This is a genomic window from Ensifer soli (assembly GCF_041928815.1).
Taxonomy (GTDB): Bacteria; Pseudomonadota; Alphaproteobacteria; order Rhizobiales; family Rhizobiaceae; genus JBHFEI01.
This window is the reverse complement of record NZ_JBHFEI010000001.1, coordinates 556,222-580,720: the sequence shown is the minus strand read 5'-3', so window position 1 is coordinate 580,720 and position 24,499 is coordinate 556,222. Positions and strand designations below refer to the sequence as shown.

Annotated in this window: 29 protein-coding genes, 1 tRNA gene and 1 pseudogene; 14 read left to right on the top strand and 17 right to left on the bottom strand. The window is 66.9% G+C overall.

The window, feature by feature from the left end:
* The first annotated feature begins 178 nt into the window (after positions 1-178).
* Positions 179-916 carry a hypothetical protein gene (locus tag ACEVQ6_RS02710; protein WP_374887339.1) on the top strand — a complete coding sequence of 246 codons (738 nt, stop codon included), beginning with the start codon at positions 179-181 and terminating at the stop codon, positions 914-916.
* 143 nt (positions 917-1,059) lie between these two features.
* Here the strand turns inward: ACEVQ6_RS02710 and ACEVQ6_RS02705 are convergent, their stop codons facing one another.
* From ACEVQ6_RS02705 to yacG, 6 genes are all read right to left on the bottom strand, one after another.
* Entirely contained in the window at positions 1,060-1,470 is a 411-nt protein-coding gene (locus ACEVQ6_RS02705; protein WP_374887338.1) for a hypothetical protein, read from the bottom strand.
* A complete protein-coding gene (locus tag ACEVQ6_RS02700; RefSeq protein ID WP_374887337.1) occupies positions 1,458-1,865 on the bottom strand; it encodes a helix-turn-helix domain-containing protein in 408 nt (135 codons plus the stop codon). Before ACEVQ6_RS02700 ends, ACEVQ6_RS02705 begins: the two co-directional genes overlap by 13 nt.
* Positions 1,852-2,334, bottom strand: a complete 483-nt coding sequence (locus ACEVQ6_RS02695; protein ID WP_374887336.1) for a hypothetical protein — start codon at positions 2,332-2,334, stop codon at positions 1,852-1,854. The genes ACEVQ6_RS02700 and ACEVQ6_RS02695 overlap by 14 nt, the downstream gene beginning before the upstream one ends.
* A 135-nt stretch (positions 2,335-2,469) precedes the next feature.
* The gene (locus tag ACEVQ6_RS02690) at positions 2,470-2,871 is read right to left on the bottom strand and encodes a hypothetical protein (RefSeq protein ID WP_374887335.1); all 402 of its coding nucleotides are present in this window, start codon (positions 2,869-2,871) and stop codon (positions 2,470-2,472) included.
* A 195-nt stretch (positions 2,872-3,066) separates the two neighbouring features.
* A tRNA-Phe gene (locus ACEVQ6_RS02685) sits at positions 3,067-3,142 on the bottom strand.
* 161 nt (positions 3,143-3,303) lie between these two features.
* Positions 3,304-3,522: a DNA gyrase inhibitor YacG gene (gene yacG, locus ACEVQ6_RS02680; RefSeq protein ID WP_374887334.1), complete on the bottom strand. Its 219-nt coding sequence runs from the start codon at positions 3,520-3,522 to the stop codon at positions 3,304-3,306.
* A gap of 252 nt (positions 3,523-3,774) precedes the next feature.
* Between yacG and ACEVQ6_RS02675 the strand changes: the two genes are divergently transcribed.
* Both ACEVQ6_RS02675 and ACEVQ6_RS02670 read left to right on the top strand, forming a co-directional pair.
* Entirely contained in the window at positions 3,775-4,308 is a 534-nt protein-coding gene (locus ACEVQ6_RS02675; protein ID WP_374887333.1) for a cytochrome b, read from the top strand.
* Between the two features lie 99 nt (positions 4,309-4,407).
* Positions 4,408-5,256, top strand: a complete 849-nt coding sequence (locus ACEVQ6_RS02670; protein ID WP_374887332.1) for a RibD family protein — start codon at positions 4,408-4,410, stop codon at positions 5,254-5,256.
* Here the strand turns inward: ACEVQ6_RS02670 and ACEVQ6_RS02665 are convergent.
* From ACEVQ6_RS02665 to ACEVQ6_RS02650, 4 genes are read right to left on the bottom strand one after another with little or no spacing between them, the layout of a single operon-like run.
* Positions 5,173-5,967, bottom strand: coding sequence for a class I SAM-dependent methyltransferase (locus tag ACEVQ6_RS02665; protein WP_374887331.1), 795 nt, complete (start codon positions 5,965-5,967; stop codon positions 5,173-5,175). The genes ACEVQ6_RS02670 and ACEVQ6_RS02665 overlap by 84 nt on opposite strands.
* Positions 5,964-7,007: a glycosyltransferase family 4 protein gene (locus tag ACEVQ6_RS02660; RefSeq protein ID WP_374887330.1), complete on the bottom strand. Its 1,044-nt coding sequence runs from the start codon at positions 7,005-7,007 to the stop codon at positions 5,964-5,966. Before ACEVQ6_RS02660 ends, ACEVQ6_RS02665 begins: the two co-directional genes overlap by 4 nt.
* The gene (locus ACEVQ6_RS02655; protein ID WP_374887329.1) at positions 7,004-7,402 is read right to left on the bottom strand and encodes a 6-pyruvoyl trahydropterin synthase family protein; all 399 of its coding nucleotides are present in this window, start codon (positions 7,400-7,402) and stop codon (positions 7,004-7,006) included. Before ACEVQ6_RS02655 ends, ACEVQ6_RS02660 begins: the two co-directional genes overlap by 4 nt.
* Before the next feature lie 12 nt (positions 7,403-7,414).
* Positions 7,415-8,389, bottom strand: coding sequence for a zinc-dependent alcohol dehydrogenase (locus ACEVQ6_RS02650; protein WP_374887328.1), 975 nt, complete (start codon positions 8,387-8,389; stop codon positions 7,415-7,417).
* Positions 8,390-8,624: 235 nt separating this feature from the next.
* Here ACEVQ6_RS02650 and ACEVQ6_RS02645 point away from each other — a divergent pair, with 235 nt between their 5' ends.
* The 4 genes from ACEVQ6_RS02645 to ACEVQ6_RS02630 all read left to right on the top strand — a co-directional run bounded on the left by ACEVQ6_RS02645 (position 8,625) and on the right by ACEVQ6_RS02630 (position 11,745).
* Entirely contained in the window at positions 8,625-9,404 is a 780-nt protein-coding gene (locus tag ACEVQ6_RS02645) for a CDP-alcohol phosphatidyltransferase family protein (RefSeq protein ID WP_374887327.1), read from the top strand.
* Positions 9,401-9,658, top strand: a complete 258-nt coding sequence (locus ACEVQ6_RS02640; RefSeq protein WP_374887326.1) for a hypothetical protein — start codon at positions 9,401-9,403, stop codon at positions 9,656-9,658. The genes ACEVQ6_RS02645 and ACEVQ6_RS02640 overlap by 4 nt, the downstream gene beginning before the upstream one ends.
* Positions 9,655-11,274: a sulfatase gene (locus ACEVQ6_RS02635; RefSeq protein WP_374887325.1), complete on the top strand. Its 1,620-nt coding sequence runs from the start codon at positions 9,655-9,657 to the stop codon at positions 11,272-11,274. The genes ACEVQ6_RS02640 and ACEVQ6_RS02635 overlap by 4 nt, the downstream gene beginning before the upstream one ends.
* A 153-nt stretch (positions 11,275-11,427) precedes the next feature.
* A complete protein-coding gene (locus tag ACEVQ6_RS02630; protein WP_374887324.1) occupies positions 11,428-11,745 on the top strand; it encodes a DUF3307 domain-containing protein in 318 nt (105 codons plus the stop codon).
* Positions 11,746-11,754: 9 nt separating this feature from the next.
* Here the strand turns inward: ACEVQ6_RS02630 and ACEVQ6_RS02625 are convergent, their stop codons facing one another.
* Positions 11,755-12,381, bottom strand: a complete 627-nt coding sequence (locus tag ACEVQ6_RS02625) for a ribonuclease D (protein WP_374887323.1) — start codon at positions 12,379-12,381, stop codon at positions 11,755-11,757.
* A gap of 94 nt (positions 12,382-12,475) precedes the next feature.
* Between ACEVQ6_RS02625 and ACEVQ6_RS02620 the strand changes: the two genes are divergently transcribed.
* Both ACEVQ6_RS02620 and ACEVQ6_RS02615 read left to right on the top strand, forming a co-directional pair.
* A complete protein-coding gene (locus ACEVQ6_RS02620; protein ID WP_374887322.1) occupies positions 12,476-12,763 on the top strand; it encodes a hypothetical protein in 288 nt (95 codons plus the stop codon).
* Between the two features lie 209 nt (positions 12,764-12,972).
* Complete coding sequence (locus tag ACEVQ6_RS02615) at positions 12,973-14,004, top strand: hydroxyacid dehydrogenase (protein WP_374887321.1); 1,032 nt, start codon at positions 12,973-12,975, stop codon at positions 14,002-14,004.
* Positions 14,005-14,232: 228 nt separating this feature from the next.
* Here the strand turns inward: ACEVQ6_RS02615 and ACEVQ6_RS02610 are convergent.
* Positions 14,233-14,361, bottom strand: a pseudogene (locus ACEVQ6_RS02610) (DUF1127 domain-containing protein); the annotation flags it as partial.
* Positions 14,362-14,582: 221 nt separating this feature from the next.
* On the opposite strand from ACEVQ6_RS02610, the gene ACEVQ6_RS02605 reads away from it, so the two are divergent.
* A complete protein-coding gene (locus tag ACEVQ6_RS02605) occupies positions 14,583-14,981 on the top strand; it encodes a (R)-mandelonitrile lyase (protein ID WP_374887320.1) in 399 nt (132 codons plus the stop codon).
* 44 nt (positions 14,982-15,025) lie between these two features.
* The gene (locus ACEVQ6_RS02600; protein ID WP_374887319.1) at positions 15,026-15,259 is read left to right on the top strand and encodes a tautomerase family protein; all 234 of its coding nucleotides are present in this window, start codon (positions 15,026-15,028) and stop codon (positions 15,257-15,259) included.
* Between the two features lie 141 nt (positions 15,260-15,400).
* Here the strand turns inward: ACEVQ6_RS02600 and ACEVQ6_RS02595 are convergent, their stop codons facing one another.
* The gene (locus ACEVQ6_RS02595) at positions 15,401-16,735 is read right to left on the bottom strand and encodes an aspartate aminotransferase family protein (protein WP_374887318.1); all 1,335 of its coding nucleotides are present in this window, start codon (positions 16,733-16,735) and stop codon (positions 15,401-15,403) included.
* Positions 16,736-16,880: 145 nt separating this feature from the next.
* Here ACEVQ6_RS02595 and ACEVQ6_RS02590 point away from each other — a divergent pair, with 145 nt between their 5' ends.
* Complete coding sequence (locus ACEVQ6_RS02590) at positions 16,881-17,429, top strand: cupin domain-containing protein (protein WP_374887317.1); 549 nt, start codon at positions 16,881-16,883, stop codon at positions 17,427-17,429.
* 22 nt (positions 17,430-17,451) lie between these two features.
* On the opposite strand, the gene ACEVQ6_RS02585 is transcribed toward ACEVQ6_RS02590, so the two are convergent.
* The 4 genes from ACEVQ6_RS02585 to ACEVQ6_RS02570 form a co-directional block, all read right to left on the bottom strand.
* The gene (locus ACEVQ6_RS02585) at positions 17,452-18,234 is read right to left on the bottom strand and encodes a pyrroline-5-carboxylate reductase (protein ID WP_374887316.1); all 783 of its coding nucleotides are present in this window, start codon (positions 18,232-18,234) and stop codon (positions 17,452-17,454) included.
* Between the two features lie 62 nt (positions 18,235-18,296).
* Positions 18,297-19,622, bottom strand: a complete 1,326-nt coding sequence (locus tag ACEVQ6_RS02580) for an LLM class flavin-dependent oxidoreductase (protein ID WP_374887315.1) — start codon at positions 19,620-19,622, stop codon at positions 18,297-18,299.
* A 202-nt stretch (positions 19,623-19,824) separates the two neighbouring features.
* A complete protein-coding gene (locus ACEVQ6_RS02575) occupies positions 19,825-20,898 on the bottom strand; it encodes an ROK family transcriptional regulator (protein ID WP_374887366.1) in 1,074 nt (357 codons plus the stop codon).
* 50 nt (positions 20,899-20,948) lie between these two features.
* A complete protein-coding gene (locus ACEVQ6_RS02570) occupies positions 20,949-21,596 on the bottom strand; it encodes an SGNH/GDSL hydrolase family protein (protein ID WP_374887314.1) in 648 nt (215 codons plus the stop codon).
* A gap of 267 nt (positions 21,597-21,863) precedes the next feature.
* Between ACEVQ6_RS02570 and ACEVQ6_RS02565 the strand changes: the two genes are divergently transcribed.
* Entirely contained in the window at positions 21,864-22,940 is a 1,077-nt protein-coding gene (locus tag ACEVQ6_RS02565) for an ABC transporter substrate-binding protein (RefSeq protein WP_374887313.1), read from the top strand.
* A 55-nt stretch (positions 22,941-22,995) separates the two neighbouring features.
* Positions 22,996-24,489 (top strand): sugar ABC transporter ATP-binding protein, encoded by a 1,494-nt coding sequence (locus tag ACEVQ6_RS02560; protein ID WP_374887312.1) that lies wholly within the window; start codon positions 22,996-22,998, stop codon positions 24,487-24,489.
* Positions 24,490-24,499: the final 10 nt, after the last annotated feature.

Sequence of the window (24,499 nt, the reverse complement as noted above, 5' to 3'; positions counted from 1 at the left end):
CTTCTGGGGCATTCCAACGTCCTCTCTCAGGCTCAATAGCCTACTTCACGGAGGACCACTTTTCAGGGGGAAGACCAGGCCTCGCCCTTGCTCAGCAGGACAGGACGCGGGGTTCCTACGCTGACGAGCAGCGCGCGTATAGCAGCCGGGTAGGCTGAAGCAAATTGAGGATATTAATTTGAGCGTTATCGCACTTCACGTTTCTGAGCATGGGGTTTCTATGGCCTGCGACGGCGTTAGTTATCGCTCAGATGGAAAAATCTCCGGATTTGTCTCCAAAATGTATCCTCTCGTCCACCTGAATGCGGTGATGGGCAATACAGGCGTCGGCGGGATATGTGCCGCTATAATACACCTCATGGGCGATCATGTTCGCGACTTCGATCATTTAGTCGAGGTAATTCCTGAACTGTTTAAGTTCGCATACAACAAAATCGTAGAAACACATGTTCCCAATGTCGATGACTTGCCTCCATCATGTGTGGTGATCGCTGGTTGGTCATCACTGCGTAATTCTTATTCCGCCTATAGAGTAATGAGTTATGCTAAACAGACGAAAGACAGCACAAGCGGGAAAAATATTGAGCTTAAGCCATGGAAGGTGCATGAGATCAAAGAGTTTTGGGCTTCTTTTGAGGTTCCTGAAGATAAAATGCGATCTTTCTTGGTGATTGACAGTGGCGCGACAGACGCCATTTCATACTGCGCCCGTTATGTTTGCGCAGCAAGAGCTTGTAGCGGCACGAAAGACCCAGACGCCAAAGGCATGAATTTTAACGCAGGCGGATTTTTGCAGGTCCTAACGCTTTATGAAGACGATATCAGGACGACGATTGCTCACAGGTGGGTGACGGATGCCGTCGGAAAGGCGATTGATCCGGAGCAAGGGGAAAGGATGCCGTCTTCATTGATGTGAGCGGATGGCAGAAAGGCCGGACGCGATGCCCGGCCTGCCTTCGCGGGTTTTCGCTTGTAGTTCATCTTCATCCGCGATCGTAACCGGTGCGCCCCTGTGGCGCACGGCTATCTTCAGAGATGTTAGGTGGGATGGTCGCATCGCTACGACTGATTTGGAGAAAGAGTGTGAAAGATAACATCAATGTAACCTGCTTCAAACTCCTCCTCGCTGTCGACCTTTGCCATTACAACAAGCTTCCCTCGCTCCGAAGCGAAAAGGGGCATACCGCGGGTCGCGACGGCAAGCGGTAGTGCTCCATCCATCACTTCAAAGGAAAATTTCGACGTCCCTAGATACTGCTTGTTTGAGCCGACGTGGTAATAGCCTGACAATGCAACCGTATGTTCCCCAGCGGTGATTCCATAGAAGCGCACCCATGTAGTCAGATGTGTTTGTGCCGGAGATACAAAAAATTCCACGTTCGCACTGTAGACGCCGATGAGAAGCAGCTTGCCATTGTCCTCAGTGCGAACGTCGTCACAGAAGATAACCGTAGCGGTCACATTCCCCATGAACTTTCCACCAAAATATTGTTGCTCCTCGTGGAGGACGCGGCGTTGCCTATCGCGACCATGTTTGGGCCAACATTTTGCGTCGTGGTGGTCGCGGTCGGGTAGTTTGAGCGTACGTCCACGCACTCTTCTTCAGGAGTTAAATCGAACGTTATGCGATGCCCCAACGCCCACGCGAGTTCGGCTACAGTCGTCAGCGTCATGTTGTTCACGCCAGAGAAGCAGCGGTTTACGCGCGATCTGTCGACGTTAATAGCCTTCGCTAAGTCGGCCTGCGTCAAGCCCTTCAGGCGTTTTCGGTCAATCAGCGCATGGCGCAGTTTGTCACCCACTAGCCCGACAAACTCTGCCGCTGCTTCGTCTTTAGGGTCCAGCCCAAAATCAAAAGAGACCATTTATCGGCGCTCCTGGTGTATATTTAGGTTCATCTAGGTCGATCTCGCGGCGCATTCTGACTACTTCACCCAAATGCTTGAGATGGACGCCCTGTTGCGAATGAACCATCTCGAAAGTATCGTTTCTCGCGACCACAAAAACACGAGGACGGACAAACCAGCCAAAAAATCGAAGATCATTGGTCTTCAACTCGTAAACGTCTTCGCTATATGGACGCATTTTCCAGAAATCAGTTTCATGTACGAACTCTTCGCCAAGCACAAAATCACGAAATAATTTATGAGCTTGCTTTAGTGGGGGCATGTTTTCTGGATAGAACGCTGTAAAGGTTGGCACCTCTTCCTTTATCCACCGAAGGACTTCCACGTAGAACCAAACATGGCGCACAACAAATTCATGCCGAGCAAGATTGCCCGGCACAAGCTTTCGGAGCACGCCGTCCTGCGCCAATTCTTCTAGTGTTGCCATATAAGTCAACAATTCCGAGTTAACAAGTTACCCCATTTCTGGTGGGGCGTGGATATGAAATGGTTTTCTGAAATCCGAAAAATTTTCAGTTTCGCGCCTCTCCCTTCGTCTCGCTCCCCTAATCAAGGTCGAAGTTCACGGCTTCATCAGCCGATCGCACAAATAGGCAAACGAAGCCGCTTCTACAGTTCCGCTGGTGTCAGACGCGGTCTCGGTCATTCTCTTGCCGTTCGTCATCACTGTGACGATGGCACCCTGGAAAATGCCGTCGCAATAGACGCCCTTCGCAATGGTCTTGCACGTCAATGTCTGGCGCGGCATCTGGCGACCATTCATTTTGCCAGAAAGAATGATGCGACCCTTCTTGAGCGAGACATTCCTAACAACAGACACCCGCTCGCCGTTCAGTTGGCCAGCAATAGAGCGACACTCGGCCGCCATGGCTGAGCTTGTGGCGGCCATCAGGCCGGCGGCCAAAATGGTCAAAACAACTGAAAACCGACTATTGCCTGCTGTTGCCCGGCTTCTTTTATCCATGGCAGCCCCCTCGGTATAAGCAACCACGCTTCGAGGAGCTTCGCAACATGTTGCATTCCATGTCGCATGGATTTGCGGTCAGTCGCGGTCATCCGTTGAAATTGAAGGGAATTCCAGCGCAACACGAACGCGACATGACTTGTGCCAGTTGAACACTTTAGTCTGATCAAGCACTTGAATTCTTTAGGGAATTTTTGGTGCCCGGAGGCGGATTTGAACCACCGACACGCGGATTTTCAATCCGCTGCTCTACCAACTGAGCTATCCGGGCATCCTCGGTGAACGATCACCGCGATGCATGTCCGGTGGACCAACGCCGCCGGGAGCGAGCGGGGTTATAACATCTTGTCGGCGCGTGTCCAGCGTGAAATGACAGTTTTGTCGCGATGGCGGGAAAATCCGATCAAGACTTTGAAATGTATAAGGAAATCATCACTCTACATCGTCGTCCCTGTCTGGTCCGGGATCGTCGTCCGATGCCGGGATGGCATAGCGACCGGAAAGCCAGCGGCCGAGGTCCATCTCACGGCAGCGGTTCGAGCAGAAGGGATAGTGCTCGCGCTCGGAGGGTTTGCCGCATTCCGGACAGGGACGCGCCTTGCGCAGCGGGGCGACGTTCGTCGCGGGCGAGAGGGGAGGCTTTTCGGTCATGATCGGCACCGTCGTCAAAAAAAAGTCGGAAACCGCCGAGGGTCTTCCGAGGACCGGGAGCCCTCCGGATACGCCGGAGGCGGCAAGGCGGTCCCGAGCATATAGGGAAGAGGGGCCGCATCGGGCAAGCCTCCGCCGTATCCACCGCCTCGCCCGTCATTTTTGCGGGCGAGGCCGGCCCTCGGTGATCCAGCTTGCATCGCAGGCGTAACTGGGGCTCAATATCTTGAAACGCCGAGGGAGGATTATCGCGTGGCCGTCGATCGCATCCCATCCGTCCGCCCTCATGCGCCGGCGTTGCGCGTCCTGCACTGGATCGTCGCCGCGCTTGTCTTCGCGACCTGGCCCCTCGGCCTGATGATCGGCTTCGCGCGCGAGGATGTGAAACTCGGCTTCTTTCTCGTGCATGAATCGCTGGGCTTTCTCGTTTTCTGGCTGATGCTGGTCAGGGTGGGGGTGAAGCTGACGACGACCGCGCCGCCGCCGCTTGGAAGTTCTGCCGAAAACCGTGTCGCGGGTCTGGTCCATGGGCTGATCTACGTGCTGCTCGTCGTCACGCCGCTGGCCGGCTTCCTCGCGACGAATGCCCATGGCTTTCCGCTCGTCTGGTTCGGTCTCGTGCCGGTCTGGAGCCCGATCGGCAAGACGCCCGATGTCGCCTGGACCCTGTCTTCGATCCATGAATGGTGCGCATGGATCGTTCTCGTGCTTGTCGCGTTGCATATTGCTGCGGCGATCTTCCATCACGTCCTCCGCCGCGACGGCACGCTCCTGCGCATCCTGTAGGGCATGCAGGGCTCACGGGAGTTTCGTTTCATGCGCCGTCCGTCCGTCTGTCCCCGCCCGTGCCGCGCGGCGTTGCCGGCCAGGTCGTAGGGAGAGCCGATGCATCGGGTGGTGATCACGGACAGGCTGTGGAACCGCATTCTCGCCCTGCGGAAGGGTGTGCCCGTTTCGCCCGCCGAGAACGAGGAGGCCGCATTTCGCCTCTATCGCCCGGTCGCCGCCGCCGAAGGCCCCTTCGTGCTTGCCCAGGTCGGCCAGTCGCTCGACGGGCGGGTGGCGACCCCGAAGGGAGACGCGCGCGATATTTCCGGCCCGGACGGCATCTGCCATCTGCACCGGTGCCGGGCGCTGGTCGATGCGGTTCTCGTCGGCATCGGCACCGTCAAGGCGGACGATCCGCGCTTGAGCGTGCGCGCGGTGAGCGGGCCGAGCCCGGCGAGGGTGATCGTCGATCCGCGTGCCGAACTCTCCGGCGAGGAGAGGATCTTTCGCGAGAGCGCCACGCCCCTGATCGTCTTCCGCACGGCCGAGGCGCGCCGCACGCGGCTCGACGGCAGCGAGGTCGTCCATCTGCCCCGGCGCGCCAACGGCATCGACCCGCGCGACATGCGCGACGCGCTCGCGGCCCGCGGGCTGGAGCGGCTGCTTGTGGAGGGGGGCGGGCGAACCATTGCCCGCTTCATCGATGCCGGCCTGGTCGATCGGCTGCATGTGGCCGTCGCGCCGCTGATCATCGGCTCCGGACCGACGGGGATCAGCCTGCCGCCGATCGACCGGCTTGACGCCGCGCGGCGGCCGCTGACGGAGGTCTACGCGCTCGGCAGCGACATCGTCTTCGATTGCGATCTGCGCGCGTGCCGGGTGTCAGGGCGCAAAGGCCAGGAGATCACGGTGGCCGACGAGGCACCAGGCGCCGGGACGGCCGATGTCGGCCTTGCGAAACCCTAGCCAGTCGGCCACGGCCCCGGCGGAGAGGCGGCCGATCGCGGCGAGCGGCGCCCGCAGGCCGTCGAGAAATTCCGCCTGCAGGGCGGCCTGCCCGGCGGTCAGGCACCAGTCGCTCGCCGTGACATGCACATGGAATCCGGCCCGCCGCAACGCGTCCGCCAGAAAGGTGGTCGCCTCAGGGCCGAGCGCCGGGCCGAAGCCCTTGTCCGTCCGTTGATGCAGGTTGACGTCGCGCGTGACCAGCGCGTCGAGCGGGTGGGGCCGCGACCAGCGCATCCGCCCGTCATAGGTGAGCGCCGCATAGAGGCCGCAGCCGTGATTCGACAGCGCGCGAACGAGGCGGTCGCAGAACGGGGCGGAGCAGAGGTCGAAGAAGGCCGAGGCCGTCACCACCGTCGCATCCGCGAGCGGCAGCGCGGCGACGTCGCCGAGGTCCTGTTGGAGCCAGGCGATGTCTAGGGGAGGACCGATCCGGGTCCGCGCCTCTCTGAGCAGGCTGGGGTCATTGTCGACCATCCGCCAGCGGGCAGCGTCCGGCAGATGCGGAGACAGCGCACGGAAGGTGGAGCCGGTGCCGCAGCCGAGGTCGACGATCAGGGGCGACGGCGTGCGCGCGAGACGGGCGGCGAGCGCGGCGACCAGCCCGCGATCGCGCGCCGCGAGGTCGGCCGGCTCGCGCAGCGCCAGCCAGTCGGCGGCAAAGCCGCTCACGCAAGCCGCTCCAGAAGGCCGGCGATCACCTGCGCCGTTTCCCGCCAGGCCGGAAGCTGCCTGCCGGCGCGCGCGGCCGCATCGCCCCGGCGGCGCCGTTCCTCCGGATCCTTCAGCAGCAGGCGCAGTGCGCCGGCGAAGGCGTCGGCGTCGTCGACCGGAACGAGAAGGCCGGCTTCGGCCGGCACGACGTCGGGGACGGCGCCGGCGGCGGTGGCGACGATCGGCAGGCCCTGCGACAGGGCTTCGGCGAACACCATGCCATAGCCCTCGTAGCGGGTGGCAAGCGCGAAAATGTCGGCTTCGGCCATCGCCGCGCGGCTGTCGGCGGTCTCGCCGGGCATCGCCACCCGGCCGGCAAGGCCGAGGTCGTCGCGCAGCGCGCGCAGCGCCGCCGCCGTCGGCGGATCGAGCGCATCGCCGCCGAGGATGGTCGCGCGCCATGGGAGGTCACCGAGGGCGGCGAGGGCGGCAAGCAGCACGTCGTGCCCCTTTCGCGGCGTCAGCGTGCCGATCGACAGGATGTGCGGCGGCGTGCCGTTCCGGGCGGCGAGCGGCCTCCGGTCGGTGCCCGGCGGCGCGACGGTGATCCGCCCGGCGGCGACACCGTAGCCCTCGACAAGGGCGCGTCGGGTGAGGGCAGAGGTGACGACGACATGGCGGGCGGCGGCGAGCGCACGCGTCTCGCTGCGGCGCAGCCGCTCCTCCGCCTCGGCGGAAAGCCCGGTCTCCAGCGCCAGCGGATGATGGACAAGGGCAACGGCCGCGCGCCCGCGCCCCTCGCGCTCCGCCCAGCCGTCGAGCACGCCATAGGCGAGGCCGTCGATCATCAGGGGAGCGTCGCGACGGGCGGCGGACAGGCGCCGCTCCGCTTCCGCAAGGACCAGGGGTTCGGGAAAGGGAAAGCCGTCGCCGAGCGGCAGACGGTCGACGCTCCAGCCGAGCGCCTCCAGTTCGCCGAGGATGCGCCGGTCATAGCCATAGCCGCCGGTCCTGAGATCGAGATCGCCCGGATAGGCGAAGGTGAGGCGGCGGGTCAAAGGTCTGCCTCGTAGGCGCCGCGCGCGGCGTGGGATTCGTGCAGCGTGATGCGCAGGCGGCAGATGCGTCCGCTCCCCGTTCCGAGGTCGCCGGCACGCACGCGAACGGCAAGCGCCTCGAAGAGATGGCGCGCGATCACCTCGGTCGTCGTCACCTTGCCCCTGAAGAGGTCGAGCGTGTCGAGGTTCTGGTAGTTGAGAGGCGCAAGCACCTCGGAGAGCACCGTCGTGGCGCGGCCGATGTCGACGGCAAGGCCGTCGTCGTCGAGATCGCGGGTGAAGAAGGCGGCGTCGACGACGAAGGTCGCGCCATGCAGGTTCTGCGCCGGACCGAAGACGGGGCGGGGCAGGGAATGGGCGATCATGATGTGGTCGCGGACCTCGATGGAATACATCGGCGATGCCTTTCAGTAGCGGATGCGATGGAAAAGGGTGGCGGGATCGGCGAGCAGGCGCGGATAGGCCGGTGCCAGTTCGTCGAAAGCTGTCTCACCGGAGATCAGGGCGTCGTAACGCGCGTCCGTCAGCAGCGCGAGCGCCTTGTCCATCCGCCGCGCGTGGCTCCAGCGCGCGCGCCGGCAGGGCGGGGGCTGGCCGACCTGCGAGGAGACGATCGAGAGCCGCTTGGCGTGAAAGGCGCCGCCGAGCGGCAGGCGCGCGGCGCGCGTGCCGTACCAGCTCGCCTCGACGATCCGCGCCTCCATCCCCGCATGGTCGAGCGCGAGCGCAAGGGCCGCGTCTGAGGCCGAGGCATTGACCAGCACGTCGAAGTCATCTGCAATGCTCTCCGGCGCGATGGGATCGAGGCCGAGCCGCGCCGCCGGCCCACGGCGCCCGGTCTCCGGATCGACGAGCACGACCTCTGTTCCCGGAATGCCGCGAGCGACCGAGGCGACGAGCAGGCCGACGATGCCGGCACCGAAGACGGCCACCCGGTCGCCGGGAAGGATGCCTGCGTCCCAGACGATGTTGAGCGCGGTCTCCATGGTGGCGGCGAGGACGGCGCGTCCCGGCGGCAGGCCGGGCGGCAGCGGCCGGACGGCCTCAGCCGCCACGACATAGCGGTCCTGATGCGGGTACAGGCAGAAGACCTCCCTGCCTTCGAGCGCTTCCGGGCCGGCGAGCACGCGTCCGACCGAACAGTAGCCGTACTTGACGGGAAAGGAAAAATCGCCGGCCATATGCGGTCCGCGCATGCGCTCGGCCTCGCTTGCGGGAACCGTGCCGGAAAAGACGATCCGCTCCGTCCCCCGGCTGATCCCGCCGTAAAGGGCCTCGACCAGAACCTCCGACGGGCCGGCGGAGCGAAGCGGCTCCTCCTCGATCGCGCACTCTCCGGGACGAAGGATCCACAGCGCCCGCGCCCTGCTGCCGTCGCTCATCCCCATCCCGGCATCCGCAGGCCGCTGCCGAGGATGGGATCCGGATCCGGCGAGAGGCCGGGCTTGACACGGGCGATGCCGGTGTCACGCTCTCCCGCGGGCGACGATGCGTCGCGAGGAGGCCCGTTCCATTGATGATATCCGCCTGTGGCTTTCACGTCGTCCCGACCTGTTTTCGCGATCCTGCGACAGATTGCGCTTGCTGTGCAAGCGCCTTCTCTGGCGGTGCCGCGTGATGCCGGCGGCGGAGCGGGCGCCGGCGCGCGACCGGGTGCCCCGGCCCGTCCTGCGTCCCGTGGCGCGTCCGGCCGGTGTCCTGCCCGTGCTCGGCGCCGTTCTCCTCGGCAGCCTCGGCTTTTTTCTCGTCGCGGACCGCTTTCTCGCCATCGGCTCCGGCGCGGTCGCCGTCGCCGCCGCCACACTCCTCGTCGTCTTCGCCTTCGTCGTCCGCGGCCTGCCGCACCATCCCTATCCGCGCCTCGGCGCCGCCAATCTGGTGACGGCGCTGCGGGCGGCAATGGCAAGCCTTGCCGCCGGCCTCGCGGTCGCCGGAGGTGATCTGGCCGCCAGTCCGTTCCTGCCCTCGGCGCTGGCGCTGATGACGGTGCTGTTTCTCCTCCTCGACGGACTGGACGGCCATCTGGCGCGCCGCCGCGGCGAGACGTCCGCGCTCGGCGCCCGTTTCGACATGGAGGTGGATGCGCTGATGATCCTCGCGCTGTCGGCCATCGTCTTCTTTCTCGGCAAGGCCGGCATCTGGGTGCTGGCGATCGGTCTCCTCCGCTACGGTTTCGTCGGCGCCGGCCTGGTGCTGCCGGCGCTCAACGCCCCGCTTCCGCCGTCCTTCCGCCGCAAGCTCGTCTGCGTGCTCCAGATCGCCGTGCTCCTGCTTCTCCTCCTGCCGCCACTCGCCCCGCCGCTCTCGGCCGCGCTCGCCGCCTCAGCGCTCGCCAGCCTGATCTACTCCTTTGCCGTCGACATCCGGCATCTCCTCGCGACCGGGAGAAAAGCGTGACGGACATCGCCACGGGGCCGGGCATCCCCCTTCCGCTGGTCGTCTTCGACCATGCGCCGGCCATGCCCGGCATCGCGGCGGAGGCGATCGACCGCCTCCCGTCCCTCGGGCCCTCCCGGTCCACCCGCGTGGTCGGCGCGCACCGCCGCTTCGCCGAGGACGGATGGCGCGGCGCGGCAGAGACGCGCCGCATCCTCGCCCTCCCTCCCGGCCATGCGCCCTCGGGCGACGTTCCTGCGCGGTCCGGCACATGAGGAACGATGCCTCCGCGCGCGGCCGAGGCGCGGGCGCGGCGCTTGCCTACGGCATCATCGTCTTCGCGATCCTCGTCCTGCCGACCCATCCGGCTGCGTTTCAACCGGCCTCCTTCCTCCGCCTGCCGCTCGAAATGCCGGTGCTGGCGCTCCTGGCCCTCCTGCTGCCGCGCGGCCTTTCGCGCATCTGGGCCGGGCTCGCGGCCGTTCTCCTGACGTTGCTCCTTGTCCTGAAACTTGCCGATCTCGGCACGCGCTCGGCCTTCCAGCGTCCGTTCAATCCCTATCTCGACCTGCGCTTCGCCGCCGACGGGTGGAATCTCCTCTCCGGCACGCTTGGCATCCTGCCGGCGGGTCTTGCCGTCGCCGCGGCCGTGGCGGCCATCGCCGGCGTCGCGTTTGCCCTTGCCCACGCGCTGTCGCGGCTCGGCCGGCTGCAGGCGCGCCGGAAGGCGCCGATCGTCGCTCTCTTCGCGCTTGTCGCGGCGGGGGCCCTCCTCGTCCGCGCGGTGCCGCAGGCCGGCGTGACGGCGGACCTGGCGGCGCCGGCCTATCTCGCGGCCCGGGTCGCGCTGGTGGCGCGCTCGGTCGAGGACATGCGCCGCTTCGAGGCGGAGCTCGCCGCCGGCGGCGGACCCCGCGACGGGCACGGCCTCTTCGACGCGGTGAAGGGCCGCGACGTCGTCGTCGTCTTCATCGAATCCTACGGCCGCAGCGCCGTCGAGGATCCGCGCTATGCGCCGCGCACAGGCGCGCGTCTTAACGCCGTCGACGGCCTGTTCCGGCAGAACGGCATCGCCAGCGCCAGCGCCTGGGCGGTGTCGCCGACGGTCGGCGGGCTGAGCTGGCTTGCGCATGGCACCTTCCTGTCGGGCCTTTCGGTCGACAGCCAGGCCCGCTACGACCGGCTGATGCGGAGCGACCGGCCGAGCCTCAACCGTCTGTTCCGCGAGGCCGGCTGGACGAGCGTCGCCATCATGCCGGCGATCACGCTCGACTGGCCGGAGGCGGCCTATTACGGCTATGACCGGATCCTCGCCGCGCGCGATCTCGGCTATCGCGGCCAGCCCTTCAACTGGGTGACGATGCCGGACCAGTATACGCTGTCCGCCTTCGAGCGCCTCGCCCGCCAGCCGGCCCGGGCGGCGGGCAAGGCGGTGATGGCCGAGATCGCGCTGATCTCCAGCCATGCGCCCTGGACGCCCGTGGCGTCGCTTGTCGACTGGGAGGCGGTCGGCGACGGGACCGTCTTCGACGCGCAGGCGCGTGCCGGCGATCCGCCCGCCGTCGTCTGGGCCGATCCGGCGCGGGTGCGCGACCAGTATATCCGCACGATCGACTATTCACTCGAGGCCGTCGGATCCTACGTCGCCCGCTTCCACCGCGATGCCGTCTTCGTCATCCTCGGCGACCACCAGCCGGCGGCGATCGTCACGGGACCGGACGCCTCGCGCGCCGTCCCCGTCCATGTCGTCTCGGCCGACGCCGCTCTTGTCGGCCGCTTCGTCGACGCAGGCTTCGCTCCGGGAATGACGCCCGGCCTTGAGACGCCGGTCCGGCCGATGCAGGATCTGCGCGATCTCGTCATCCGCCTGTTCGGCGGGCCGGCGCAATGAAAGGGCCGCATCCTCGGGCAGGAGAAGGCGACGGCCGCGATGACGGGGATGATCCAGACCGGCGCGGGAAATCTCCTATCGCGGCGGGCCGCCTTGCCTATATAAGGCGGTTTCTACAGATGAAGCCCGGCCCCGCCCCTGATGATTGATCCCTTGCCCCTGCCCACCCTCGCCCTGATGCTGCTTGCGGCGCACTGGGTCTGCGACTATCCGCTGCAGGGTGCCTTTCTCGCCGAGGCGAAGGCGCGGGGGCCGTTGCGGCTCTACCACCTCGTCGCCCATGCCGGCATCCACGGCGCGGCGGTCGCGCTCGTCACCGGCAATGTCTGGCTGGGTGTCGCCGAATGGGCGGCGCATACGGCGATCGACGAGGCGAAGGTCAGGGGACGGATCGGTTTCGCCACCGACCAGGCATTGCACATCGCCTGCAAGGCGCTGTGGTTCGCGCTGGTTGCCGCCGGGCCTGGCTGAGACCGCCTTTTAGCTGTGGGCGAAGATGTCGGTCTCTTCCCAGCCGAGCAGGTCGAGCTTGGCGCGGCTCGGCAGGAAGTCGAAGCAGGCCTCGGCCAGCGCCCCGCGATCGTCGCGCGCAAGTCTCGCCTTCAGCCGGTCGCGCAGCGCGTGGAGGTAGAGCACGTCCGAGGCCGCATAATCGAGCTGCGCCTGCGTCAGCGTCTCGGCCGCCCAGTCGGAGGACTGCTGCTGCTTGGAGATGTCGATCTCCAGCATTTCCTTGAGGTTGTCCTTCAGCCCGTGCCGGTCGGTGTAGGTGCGGGTCAGGCGCGAGGCGATCTTGGTGCAGAACACCGGCGCCGCCGTAACGCCGAAGGTGTGGAAGAGCACGGCGATGTCGAAGCGGCCGTAGTGGAAGATCTTCTCGCGGGACGGGTCGGCCATCATCGCCTCGATGTTCGGCGCCGAGCGCTGGCCTTTGGCGATCCGGACCACGTCGGCCGTGCCGTCGCCGGGCGAAAGCTGGACGACGCAGAGACGGTCGCGGCGCGGAACCAGCCCGAGCGTTTCCGTGTCGACGGCGATGGCGCCGGTGTAGCGCGCCGCGTCCTCTGAAGAAATGTCGCCTTCGTGATACCGTATTGCGTTCGCCATCGCCGCTTCCCACATGCCGTCCGATCTCGATCGGCCTATAGCGCATGCGGCGCGGCTGCGATACCGTGCCGCCGAAACAATTGTGGACACCCCGATGACCAGGACCTGCCTTGCGATCGCGCTCTGCGCGGCCCTTCTCGCGCCCGACGCGGCAAGCGCGCAGCTCTACCGCGACCTGCCGGGCGTGGTGGATCCCGCCCAGGCCGAGCCCGGCCGCCGCGTCACCTGCGAGCAGGTGATCCTCAGGAATGCCGATCCGTTTCTGCCGACGAACGGGCCGCGCTACAGCACCGTCTACGAATGCACGCAGGACGGCCTCACTTTCCAGGGAAACCGACTCCCGCCCTCGCTCGAACGGCAGAAGCGCGGGCTGAACTGGTAACGCCCCGCAGGGCAAGGCGCGATCCGGCTTCGCTTCCGCCGCGGGATCGTTTAGAGCATCTCCCGTCGAGGCAGGACCGCTTCGATGCCGGACGATGGGTCGGGACGGAAGCAGCGGGCGCTTGGACGCCTTCTTCCCCCGCACGGATCGCTGACCCGTTCCGCAGATGACGCACGCATGCCGGCCGCCCGCCGGCAGGGAGGACCGGAATGACACATGCCGACAGGCCGCTGGTGATCAGCGCGCCAGAACCCCGCAGCCTCGACCTGATCTTCACCGCCGAGGCTCGCGCCGATCTCAAACGGCGCTACAGGATCGTCGAGGCGGACCCCGAGGACATCGCCGGTCTCGGCGACGCCGTCCTTGGCGAGGCGCGCTTCATCCTCGGCCAGCCGCCGCTCTGCGAGGAGACGCTGGCGCGGATGCCGAAGCTGAGGGCGGTGCTGAACGTCGAGAGCAACCTGATCAACAACATGCCCTATGACGTGCTCTTTGCCCGGGGCATCCATGTGGTGACGACGGGGCAGGTCTTCGCCGAGCCGGTGGCCGAACTCGGCCTCGCCATGGCGCTGAACCTGCTGCGCGGCGTGGTCGATGCCGATCTCGCCTTCCGCGAGGGCCGGGAGCTCTGGGGCGGCGAGGGCAATCGCGCCGCCAGGCTTCTGTCCGGCGCCGAGATCGGCATCGTCGGCTTCGGCGATCTCGGCAAGGCGCTGAACCGCGTGCTGACCGGCTTCCGTGCCCGCATCCGCGTCTTCGATCCCTGGATGCCGGCCTCGATCCTGAAGGACAACGGCGTCGAGCCCGCCTCTCTTGACACGGTCCTGTCGGACAGCGACGTCGTCTTCGTCGTCGCGGCGGTGACCAGCGAGAACGAGGGTTTCCTCGGTGCCGAGGCCTTTGCGCGCATGCGGAGAGGGGCGGCCTTCATTCTGCTCAGCCGCGCCGGCGTCGTCGATTTCGACGCGCTGATGGCGGCGGTCGAGCGCGGCCATATCGTCGCGGCGAGCGACGTGTTTCCGGAGGAGCCGCTGCCGGCCGACCATCCGGTGCGCCGGCTCGACGGCTTCCTGCGTTCGGCCCACCGGGCCGGCGCGCTCGACAGCGCGTTCACGAAGATGGGCGACATGGTGCTCGAGGACATGGACCTGATGGACCGCGGCCTGCCGCCGATGCGCTGCAAGCGGGCCGAGCGCGAGACGGTCGCGCGCATGCGCTCGAAGCCCGTCGCGATCAACTGACGGGGCGGGCAGGATGCCGGACGGCGGCAGGGGTGGGGTGATCGCGCCTGCCGCCGCCGTCCTCCGGCGCGGACCTGCCGGAGGGGATGCGTGCGATCAGACGGAGGCGGCCGGCCAGGCCGAAAGCCGTCGCAGGAAGACGATGAGGGCCGCGCGCATGCGCCCGGCGCGCCGGAAACCGGATGCGCCGGGCGACGCGGCCTCGTCGAGCCGTTGCTGCAGCCTGTCGATCTCCGCACGGCTGATGCCGACATCGGCGAGCAGCCGGTCGTCGAGGGCGGCGAGGCGGCGCAGCTCGCGCTCGCGGTAATGGCGCTCGTCGCGCGTAAGCAGGAGGGGGCGAAGCGGGGCAGTCATCGGGGCGTCTCCGGAAGGGCTGTCGAATGCCGCCCTTGTCGCCTCCGCCTGTTTCGCGCCGTTGTCCCCTAAGCGCCGCCGGCTGTTACACGCCGGATGTTGCATACCGGATGTTGCAAGGAAGCGGTCCGGATCGAAGGGCGTTGCGGAATGCCCTCGAAGGGCGGCCCCCCGCCGTGCTATGAAGGGCCGCAAAAGCCCGCCGACTTGGGGAGAGACGCATGAAGATCGACAGGAACGGCACGCAGCCCTCGGTTCCCGGCCCGGCCGGCTGGTTTACCGGAACCGTGCGCATGGACCCGCTGTTCGCCGCCAATGCGGCGCGAAGGGCCGCGGCCGCCGCCGTCACTTTCGAGCCGGGCGCGCGCACCGCCTGGCACACCCATCCGCTCGGCCAGACCCTGATCGTCACCGCCGGCGTCGGCCTCGTCCAGCGCGACGGCGGCCCGGTCGAGGAGATTCGTCCGGGCGACGTCGTCTGGTTCGAGCCGGGCGAAAGACACTGGCACGGCGCATCGCCGACCACCGCGATGACGCATATCGGGATCCAGGAACATCTCGACGGAAAGGTCGTCGACTGGCTGGAGCCGGTGACCGACGCGGAATACGCCTCCCGGTGAGGCCGGGCGGCGCCGGGAGACGTCATGGCAAGGGAGAGACGGACATGCCGCATGTCGTGGTGAAGATGATCGAGGGGCGCTCGGAGGCGATGAAGGCGGATCTGACCGAAAGGCTGACGGCGGCGCTCACCGGCGCGCTCGGCGTCGGCGAGGAAACGGTGTCGGTGGCGATCGAGGACGTTCCCGCCGAGCGCTGGGACGAGGACGTGTTCCTCCCCGACATCAGGGGACGCAAGCAGACGCTCTACAGGAAGCCGGGTTACGCTCCTGTCGACTGAGGTCGATCACCTGTGAGCATCGCCCGCTGCCGAAGCGGCCCCGCGTCTGCGGGATAAGCTCCGGATCTGCCGATCCGACAGGTTTTCGGCCGGACGGAGCGGCGCTTGCCACCCCGTCCGGCCTTTCGGCATGATGCCGGTTCAGGCGGCGCGCTTCAGCGCATCGCCGATGACCGAGACGATCGTGTCGATCTCGCCCTTCTCGATGATCAGCGGCGGCGACAGTGCGATGATGTCGCCGGTGACGCGGACGAGCAGGCCCTTGTGGAAGCAGTCGACGAAGACGTCATAGGCGCGCGTGCCGGGCGCGCCGTCGCGGGGCTTGAGCTCGATCGCGCCGACGAGGCCGAGATTGCGGATGTCGGCGACGTGGGGATGGTCCTTCAGCCCGTGCAGCGCCTCCTGCCAGTGATCGGCAAGTTCGGTCGCACGGGTGAGCAGGCCTTCCTCCTCGTAGATCTCCAGGGTGGCGATGCCGGCGGCGCAGGCGGCCGGGTGGCCGGAATAGGTGTAGCCGTGGAAGAGCTCGATGGCGTTTTCCGGCCCGGCCATCAGCCCGTCATGCACCTTGCGCGCGGCGAAGACGGCACCCATCGGGATCGTTCCGTTGGTGATGCCCTTGGCGGTGGTGATGAGGTCGGGCGTCACGCCGAAATAGTCTGCCGCAAAGGGCGTGCCGAGGCGGCCGAAGCCGGTGATCACCTCGTCGAAGATCAGCAGGATGCCGTATTTGTCGGCGATTGCCCTCAGCCGTTCCAGATAGCCCTTCGGCGGCAGGATCACGCCGGCCGATCCCGACATCGGCTCGACGATGACGGCGGCGATCGTCTCGGCGCCGTGCAGCATCACCAGCCGCTCCAGGTCGTCGGCAAGCTCCGCGCCGCCTTCCGGCAGGCCCTTCGTGAAGGCGTTGCGCTCGATGTCGAGCGTGTGGCGCATGTGGTCGGCCGGGATCTGCGGGAAGACGCGGCGGTTGTTGACGAGGCCACCGACGGAGATGCCGCCGAAGCCGACGCCGTGATAGCCCTTTTCGCGGCCGATGATGCGGGTGCGGGTGCCCTGGCCGATGGCGCGCTGGTAGGCGATGGCGATCTTCAGCGCCGTGTCGACGGATTCGGAGCCGGAGCCGGTGAAGAAGATGCGGTCGAGTTTGCCGTCCGGCCCGCCCGGCGCATGCGCCGCGAGCTTGGCGGCGAAATCGAAGGCGATCGGGTGGCCCATCTGGAAGGTCGGCGCGAAGTCGAGCGTCGTCAGCTGCCGCTCGACCGCCTCGATGATCCGCCTGCGGCCATGGCCGGCATTGACGCACCACAGGCCCGCCGTTCCGTCGAGCACGCGGTTGCCGTCGATGTCGGTGTAATACATGCCCTCGGCGCCGGCGAGCAGCCGCGGCGCCGCCTTGAACTGGCGGTTGGCGGTGAACGGCATCCAGAAATTGTCGAGGACGGGCATGTTGCCCCGGTTGATCATGTTCATGCGGCACCTCCATGGTCGATGTGACTGGCTTCCGCCATTTTACGGTTGTGAACAAGTCCTTTTCTTGATCCCTGCAAGTCCTTGAAAATTCACGAGGCAGTCACTAGTATTTGCGCGATTTCGAACATCTCAAACGGAGCATGCGATGAGCGTCGATATCGGCGGCCGGCTGCGCCACCTGCGCCTCGCCCAGAAGCTGTCGCAGCGCGAACTGGCCAAGCGGGCGGGCGTCACCAATTCCACCATCTCGCTCATCGAATCCAATGCCTCCAACCCGTCCGTCGGCGCGCTGAAGCGCATTCTCGACGGCATTCCGATCGGCCTCGCCGAATTCTTCGCCTTCGAGCCGGAGCGGCCGGTCCGGGCCTTCTACGCGGCCGAGGACCTGGTCGAGATCGGCAAGGGCAAGATCTCCTACCGCCAGGTCGGCGACACGCTCGTCGGCCGAAGCCTGCAGATTCTCAAGGAATGTTACCAGCCGGGCGCCGACACCGGCAAGGTGCCGCTCGTGCACGAGGGAGAGGAGGGCGGCATCGTGCTCTCCGGCCGGCTGGAGGTGACCGTCGACGACGAGCGCCGCATCCTCGGTCCCGGCGATGCCTATTGCTTCGACAGCCGCCGGCCGCACCGTTTCCGCTGCGTCGGGCCGGTCGCCTGTGAGGTGATCAGCGCCTGCACGCCGCCGACCTTCTGACGGAGCGCACCGGCGGGCGGGCTCACCGGCCGCGGATGCGCGCCAGCACCCGGTCGAGTGCGGCGGTCAGGGCGGCCGTGCCGCCATTCTTCTCGAAATCGGAAAAGACCTGCTCGTTGAGCCCGCCCTTCGTCGCGAATTCCCGGCTCAGGTGATCGAAGCTTTCCGCCCCGGAGAGGCGGGCCGTCTCGCCGAGTTCGGCGAAGAGGGGAGCGAGATAGGCGCGGCCCTTCTTCGCCGGCAGGCCCTCCTTCTCCAGCCAGCGGACCGTCCGGTCCATGATGCCGAAATAGCTCGCCATCAGGGCGCTCGCGGCGGCGAGCAGGTCATATTCGGCCGGCGTGTCGCAGGCAACCGCCGTGCCGAGGACGTCGAAGAGCGCCTGCGCCGTCGCGTCGGGCGGATAGAGCGCGGTCGTGCCGCGCCGCCGCTCGACGAAGGGCAGCGGCACCGCCTGGACGAGGGTGACGCCGGCGCCGATCCAGGCGTGCAGCGTCTCCCGCTCGGTCGCGGCGACGAGGCTGATCACCGTCTGCCCCTCTCGGAAACGCAAGGGTCGGATCACCCCTTCCGCGATCTGCGGCCGCACCGCGAGCACGACGACGGCGCTGCCGTCGATCACGGACTGGTTGTCGGCGGCGATCGTCACGGCGGAAAAATCCGCCGCGAGCCGCGCCGCGGTTTCCGCATTGCGCGGCGAGACGAGGACCGCCTCCAACGCCGGCGGATCCGCCAGAAGCCCGCGCGCCATCGCCGCGCTGATCGTCCCGGTGCCGACGAAGCCGATCGTGGGGAAGGGGAGCATGGCAGGCCTTTCTTGCACGGGATGTCTTCACGCCGCTCTATCACGGCTGGAGCCGCTTCGTCTCAGGCGAAGAAGCGGTTCGGCGGCCGTTTCAGCCCGAGATGGTCGCGCAGCGTCGTGCCCTCGTAGTCCTTGCGGAAGAGGCCGCGCCGCTGCAGTTCCGGCACCAGTTTTTCCGTCACGTCGTCGAGGCCCTGCGGCAGGAAGGGGAAGACGATGTTGAACCCGTCCGATCCCTCCTCCATCAGCCACTGCTCCATCGCGTCGGCGACCGTCCCGACGCTGCCGACGAAGGCGAGGCCGGCATAGCCGCCATAGCGCTGGGCGAGCTGGCGCACCGTCAGCCCTTCGGTCGCCGCAAGCCGGATCACCTGCTCGCGCCCGGTCTTGCTGTCGTTGGTCTCCGGGATCGGCGGCAGCGGCGCGTCCGGGTCGAAGCCGGAGGCGTCATGGCCGAGCCAGACCGACAGCGAGGCGATCGCGCTCTCGTAATGGACGAGGCTGTCGAGATGCAGGCGTTTCGCCCGCGCCTCGGCGTCGGTCTCGCCGATGACGACGAAGGCGGCGGGCAGCAGCTTGAGGTCGTCGCGGGCGCGGCCGAGGGGCGCGAGCCGTCGCTTGATGTCGGCATAGAGCGCCTTGCCGTCGGCCAGGTCGCGCGGGGCGCAGAAGACGGCCTCGGCCGTTTCGGCGGCAAGCTGCCGGCCGGGCTCCGACTGCCCCGCCTGCACGATCACCGGCCAACCCTGCACCGGGCGCGCGATGTTGAGCGGCCCGCGCACGTTCAGTTGCGGCCCCTTGTGGTCGAGCACATGCATGCGCGCCGGATCGAAGAACAGCCCGCTCTCGACGTCGCGGGCAAAGGCGTCGTCGGCGAAACTGTCCCAGAGGCCGGTGACGACGTCGAAGAATTCGCGGGCGCGGACATAGCGCTCGCCATGCTCGACATGGTCGGTCAGGCCGAAATTCAGCGCCGCGTCGGGGTTCGAGGTCGTGACGATGTTCCAGCCGGCGCGTCCGCCGCTGATATGGTCGAGCGAGGCGAAGCGCCGGGCGACATGGTAGGGCTGGTCGAAGGTGGTGGAAGCGGTGGCGACGAGGCCGATCCGTTCGGTGAGCGCCGCGATCGCGGACAGCAGCGTGAAGGGTTCGAAGGAGGTAACCGTCTGGCTGCGGCGCAGCGCCTCGACCGGCATGTTCAGCACGGCGAGATGGTCGGCCATGAAGAAGGCGTCGAACTTCGCCGCCTCCAGCTTGCGCGCGAAGGAGACGAGATGGGCGACGTTGAAATTCGCGTCCGGATAGGCGCCGGGATAGCGCCAGGCGCCGGTGTGCAGGCTGACGGGGCGCATGAAGGCGCCGAGATGGAGGCGTCGGGAGGAGGTCATGGGCGTGTCCGAATGTCGAGACGGGAAAGGGGGCGGCCGTGGGAGGAAGGCCGCGCCGCCAAGGCGGCCTTGAGGAAGATGGGCCCCTCGATGCGGCGCCGCAAGGATAGTCCGTTTCGTTTCCCGGTCCCGAAGCGGATGGATATTCTCCAAGAGACCGAAGCGTCGCCGGGGAGATGTCCATGGAGAAGGCGAGACCGCCTCAGTCGACCATGAAGCGCGAACTGAACGGCAGGCTCGCCGCGCCGATTGCCTTCGGTGCGGCCGAGGTTCCGCCGACGACGGCGTCGAGGGCTGGAAGCTCGGCACGGATCAGCCTGCAGAGATCGGCGCAGATGGCGGCCGGAACGAAGGAGGAGAGGACCACCGTCTTCAGTTCGATGAACTGCAGCAGCGCGCGGATCAGGCCGAGGAGCTGTTCGGCGCAGGCGCTGCGCCACGCCTCGAAGGGCGGGCCGAGATCGGGCCACCGGCCGGCCTGCGTCCAGAGCTGCGCCCCGGCGGCGACCGCGTCGGGGAGACGCCGCTCCAGCGCCAGCACGCCGACATCGTAGCTGATCGGTGAATTGCCGTTGTAGATCTGGTGGTTCAGCACCAGCCGGCTGTGCAGGCGGGCGCCGAGATAGAAGAACAGGAAATCCTGAAGCCGCCTGGCCGCGCCGAACAGGCTCTCGCCGCCAGCGGCGGCCGTGATGTCGTTCTGCACGAAGACGGGAAGCGCCAGCTCCCCTTCGAGGTAGCGGTGCAGCGCCGCATGGTCGGGGCCGTTCGCCATCGGTGGCGTCGGCAGGGCGAGGCCAATCCCGGCGATGCGGCTGCGCCGCGCCTCCGGCAGGCTGTCGACCGCGCCGTGCAGGGCGCGTGCCAGGTCCTCCGGCCGGTCGAAGGCGCCGGCGGCGCGGTGCGGGATCACCCGCTGGTACTGCACGGTGCCGACGAAATCGACGACCACGACATGGGTGTTGCGATGGCCGACGCTGACGCCGAGTGAACAGGCGCCGTCCGGGTTGAGCTTCAGGGGCGTCGTCGGCGGGCCGACGCGGCCCTTCTGCGCCTCGCCGCGCATGACCAGCCCCTCCTGTTCCAGCGAGCGGACGATGACCGAGATCGTCTGGGCGGAGAGCCCGGTCTTCTCGCCGATCTCCAGCCGCGTCGTCGCCTCCGTCTGGAGGAGCAGCGACAGGACGAGGCGCTCGTTGTAGCTGCGCACGCTCAGCGAATTGAGGCCGCTGGCGCGATCGGCGATGCGCAGCGGGTTCGGCGGGGCGAAGCGCATGTCAGGCATGGTGGCGATCCTTCCCGCAAAGGGGTGCCATGGCCGTGGTCTCACGCATCCGGCCACCCGATCGCCAGCACTTCCTGCGCCAGGGCCTCGCCGAGCCTGACATGCGCCTGCGCATCGATGTGAAAGCCGTCGGCCGGCGAACACTGGCAGACCGTGCCGGCATCGAAGAAGTGCACCTCGAGCGAATCGGCCATCACCTCGAATTCGAGGGCGAGGCGGTGGGATTTCTCCTGCGCGCCGGAAAAGATCTGCTCCCATTCCTTGAGGTCGGGCAGCATCGGCGGCGGCGCGACGATCATGATCTCGGGATCGTGGCCGGCCGGGCCCGGCGACAGCTCGCGGATGTCGTGGACGAGGCAGCCGATCCCCATCGCCACCTCCGAGGGCGGCATGTTGAAGCGGCGCTTCAGGTCGTTGGTGCCAAGCATGAGGATGATCAGGTCGAGCGGCGCGTGGCTCTGCAGGCAGGGGCGCAGATAGGTCCGGCCGTTCTTCAGCGCGCCCTCGATCGGGTCGTCATGCACGGTGGTGCGGCCGCTGAGCCCCTCCTCGATCACCTGCCAGCCGGGCCCGAGCGCCCGTTCCAGCACGCCGCCCCAGCGCTCGTCGCGGCGGTAGCGTTCCAGCGGCCCGCGCCCCGGAATCTGGCCGTGGGTATTGGAATCGCCGAAGCACAGGACGGTCCGCACGCTGATGATCCTCCATCGCCGGAAGGGCTCCCTTCCGCACCGAGATGTCGCACCGGACCGTGCGATTTGCAAGGATGGCAGATTATTCATTCAGTCTGAATAACTATTGACAGGCCGGATCGCCGGTGATTTTCTGTTGGCCGGAGGAGAGTTTCGAGACCGTTTCAGGCCGCATTCGGGCGCCGGGCAGATGCCGCGGGCCGCCGCCGCTTCATGCCTTGCGCGTCTCGTCTTCCCGGTCGGATGCCTGCTTTTGGAGGAGAAGGTATGAGAAGCATCATCAGGAACATCGGCATCTCGGTGCTGCTCGCGGGCGTGGTCTTCGCCACGCCGGTCGGCGCCGAGGACGTCAAGCTCATGGACGGGCTCACTGTGCGCGAGGGCGACAATCCCTCGGTCGAGGCGGGCAAGTACAGGAAGGACGCGCCCTGGGTCATCGGCATGAGCAGTTTCGGCGTCAACGCCAACACCTGGACCGTCCAGGTCGCCCATGAGGCGCAGGCCGCCGCCGACCGCGACCAGCGGATTTCCAAGTTCGTCCTGCTCGACGCCGGCTTCGACCAGAAGAAGCAGGTCGCCGACATCGAGGACCTGATCGCCCAGAAGGTCGACGCGATCATCGTCCAGCCGGTGACGACGACGTCCGCCAATGCCAGCATCGAGAAGGCGGTCGCCGCCGGCATTCCGGTCGTGCTGCACACCGGCCGCATCGATTCCGACGCCTACACCACCGAAATCCAGGGCGGCGCGGAGCATTTCGGCAAGGTCATGGGCGACTTCCTCGTCAAGGAACTGGGCGGCAAGGGCAACATCTGGGTGCTGCGCGGCCTTGCCGGCCATCCGGAGGACACCAACCGTTACAAGGGGCTTCAGCAGTCGCTCGAGGGCAGCGAGATCAAGATCGTCGCCGAGGAGCATGGCGACTGGCAGTACGACAAGGCGAAGAAGGTCTGCGAGACGCTCTACCTCAACGATCCGAACGTCGACGGAATCTGGTCCTCCGGCGCCGACATGACGCGTGCCTGCGTCGACGTGTTCAAGCAGTTCGGCGCGGCGATCCCGCCGATCTCGGGCGAGGGCAACAACGGCTTCTTCGGCCAGTGGATCGCCGACGGCTTCAAGTCGGTCTCCTCGGAATACAGTCCCGCGCAAGGGGCCGCCGGCGTGCGCGCCGCCGTCGCCCTGCTCGAGGGCAAGGAACTGAAGAAGCACTACGACTACAACCCGCCGGGCTGGGATCTCGAAAAGGTCAAGACCTATTACCGCGACGATCTCTCCGCCAATGTCTGGTGGCCGTCGGAGCTTTCCGAGGAGCAGCTGAAGACGTTCTACGCCAAGCAGTAGGGCATCGTCGTGAGGAGGCGGGCGCTGTCCGCCTCCCGCGGCACGCGGAGGAACGATGACCGATCTCGTCACCATGTCCGGCATATCCAAGGCCTTCGGCGCGAGCGTCGCGCTGAAGGACGTCTCGCTGTCGCTGTCCCCCGGCACCGTCCATGCGCTGATGGGCGAGAACGGCGCAGGAAAATCGACGCTGATGAAGATCCTCGCCGGCGTGCACCAGCCCGACAGCGGCGACATCTGCCGCCTCGGCGCGGCGGTCTCCTTCGCCAATCCGCGGGCGGCGCTCGAGGCGGGCATCTCGACGGTCTTCCAGGAACTGTCGCTCCTGCCGAACATGACGATCGCCGAGAATATGTTCCTCGGCCGCGAGCCGATCGGCCGCTTCGGCACCATCGACCGGCATCGCATGCGTGAAGAGACACAAGGGGCGCTGGCAAAGCTGGGCCTAGCGCTTAATCCCGACACGCTCGTCTCGGAACTCTCGATCGCCGAGCGGCAGTTCGTCGAGATCGCCCACGGCATCGACGCGGACGCGAGCGTCTTCATCCTCGACGAACCGACGGCGGCGCTGAACGCCGCCGATGTCGAGATCCTCAACCGCCACATCCGGGCCTTGCGCGATGCCGGCAAGGCGATCGTCTACATTTCGCATCGCATGGACGAGATCTTCGCCATTTGCGACGTGGTCACCGTGCTGAAGGACGGCCAGCGGGTCGGCACCCGGCCGCTGTCCGAGATGACGCCCTCCTCGCTGATCGCGATGATGGTCGGCCGGGAGCTGGAGGACCTCTATCCGCGTCGCGGCGAGGGAACGGGCGAGATCGCGCTTTCGATCGACGGGCTGCGGCTGGAGCCCGGCGCGACGCCCCTCTCCCTTAAGCTGCGCAAGGGCGAGATCGTCGGGCTGGCGGGGCTCGAGGGGCAGGGGCAGCAGAAGGTGCTGCGCGCGCTCGTCGGCCAGTTCGCGCCGGTCGAGGGCAGCGTCTCGCGCCGCGGCATGGTCCTGAACCTGCCTTTTCCGAAGGAGAGCGGCGTTCGGCGGCTTCAGGCGCTTGGCGGCGCCTTCGTGCCGGAGGACCGCAAGGACGAGGGCCTGTTCCTCGGTCTCTCCGTCGGCCAGAACATCGCGATGGCGCTGCATGCCGCAAGGCCGGCGACGGCCCGGGCGTGCCGCTACGGCGGCGTGATCGCGGACACGATGCGCCGGCTCGGCGTCAAGGCCGCGGGGCCCTCGACGATGGTCGGCGCGCTGTCGGGCGGGAACCAGCAGAAGGTGCTGCTCGGCCGCGCGCTCGCCACCGATGCGGATCTTCTGCTGATCGAGGAGCCGACGCGCGGGGTCGACATCGGCGCCAAGGCGGAGATCTACCGGATCCTGCGCGATTTCGCCCGTGCCGGCGGCGCCGTCCTCGTGCTGTCGCGCGAGACCGTGGAACTGATCGGCCTCTGCGACCGGCTCTACGTCGTCCACGGCAACACCGTGGTTTCGGAAATGCCGGCGGCGGAGGCGAGCGAGCACGCCATCCTCGACGCCGCGCTTGGCGCATGAAGACGGGGAA

What these genes read in the sequence shown, in the direction of transcription:
- ACEVQ6_RS02705 (WP_374887338.1), bottom strand. Translation starts at nt 1,470, where the DNA reads ATGGGGAATGTGACCGCTACGGTTATCTTCTGTGACGACGTTCGCACT.
- ACEVQ6_RS02700 (WP_374887337.1), bottom strand. Translation starts at nt 1,865, where the DNA reads ATGGTCTCTTTTGATTTTGGGCTGGACCCTAAAGACGAAGCAGCGGCA.
- ACEVQ6_RS02695 (WP_374887336.1), bottom strand. Translation starts at nt 2,334, where the DNA reads ATGGCAACACTAGAAGAATTGGCGCAGGACGGCGTGCTCCGAAAGCTT.
- ACEVQ6_RS02690 (WP_374887335.1), bottom strand. Translation starts at nt 2,871, where the DNA reads ATGGATAAAAGAAGCCGGGCAACAGCAGGCAATAGTCGGTTTTCAGTT.
- yacG (WP_374887334.1), bottom strand. Translation starts at nt 3,522, where the DNA reads ATGACCGAAAAGCCTCCCCTCTCGCCCGCGACGAACGTCGCCCCGCTG.
- ACEVQ6_RS02670 (WP_374887332.1), top strand. Translation starts at nt 4,408, where the DNA reads ATGCATCGGGTGGTGATCACGGACAGGCTGTGGAACCGCATTCTCGCC.
- ACEVQ6_RS02655 (WP_374887329.1), bottom strand. Translation starts at nt 7,402, where the DNA reads ATGTATTCCATCGAGGTCCGCGACCACATCATGATCGCCCATTCCCTG.
- ACEVQ6_RS02650 (WP_374887328.1), bottom strand. Translation starts at nt 8,389, where the DNA reads ATGAGCGACGGCAGCAGGGCGCGGGCGCTGTGGATCCTTCGTCCCGGA.
- ACEVQ6_RS02645 (WP_374887327.1), top strand. Translation starts at nt 8,625, where the DNA reads ATGCCGGCGGCGGAGCGGGCGCCGGCGCGCGACCGGGTGCCCCGGCCC.
- ACEVQ6_RS02635 (WP_374887325.1), top strand. Translation starts at nt 9,655, where the DNA reads ATGAGGAACGATGCCTCCGCGCGCGGCCGAGGCGCGGGCGCGGCGCTT.
- ACEVQ6_RS02625 (WP_374887323.1), bottom strand. Translation starts at nt 12,381, where the DNA reads ATGGCGAACGCAATACGGTATCACGAAGGCGACATTTCTTCAGAGGAC.
- ACEVQ6_RS02620 (WP_374887322.1), top strand. Translation starts at nt 12,476, where the DNA reads ATGACCAGGACCTGCCTTGCGATCGCGCTCTGCGCGGCCCTTCTCGCG.
- ACEVQ6_RS02615 (WP_374887321.1), top strand. Translation starts at nt 12,973, where the DNA reads ATGACACATGCCGACAGGCCGCTGGTGATCAGCGCGCCAGAACCCCGC.
- ACEVQ6_RS02605 (WP_374887320.1), top strand. Translation starts at nt 14,583, where the DNA reads ATGAAGATCGACAGGAACGGCACGCAGCCCTCGGTTCCCGGCCCGGCC.
- ACEVQ6_RS02600 (WP_374887319.1), top strand. Translation starts at nt 15,026, where the DNA reads ATGCCGCATGTCGTGGTGAAGATGATCGAGGGGCGCTCGGAGGCGATG.
- ACEVQ6_RS02595 (WP_374887318.1), bottom strand. Translation starts at nt 16,735, where the DNA reads ATGAACATGATCAACCGGGGCAACATGCCCGTCCTCGACAATTTCTGG.
- ACEVQ6_RS02590 (WP_374887317.1), top strand. Translation starts at nt 16,881, where the DNA reads ATGAGCGTCGATATCGGCGGCCGGCTGCGCCACCTGCGCCTCGCCCAG.
- ACEVQ6_RS02585 (WP_374887316.1), bottom strand. Translation starts at nt 18,234, where the DNA reads ATGCTCCCCTTCCCCACGATCGGCTTCGTCGGCACCGGGACGATCAGC.
- ACEVQ6_RS02580 (WP_374887315.1), bottom strand. Translation starts at nt 19,622, where the DNA reads ATGACCTCCTCCCGACGCCTCCATCTCGGCGCCTTCATGCGCCCCGTC.
- ACEVQ6_RS02575 (WP_374887366.1), bottom strand. Translation starts at nt 20,898, where the DNA reads ATGCGCTTCGCCCCGCCGAACCCGCTGCGCATCGCCGATCGCGCCAGC.
- ACEVQ6_RS02565 (WP_374887313.1), top strand. Translation starts at nt 21,864, where the DNA reads ATGAGAAGCATCATCAGGAACATCGGCATCTCGGTGCTGCTCGCGGGC.
- ACEVQ6_RS02560 (WP_374887312.1), top strand. Translation starts at nt 22,996, where the DNA reads ATGACCGATCTCGTCACCATGTCCGGCATATCCAAGGCCTTCGGCGCG.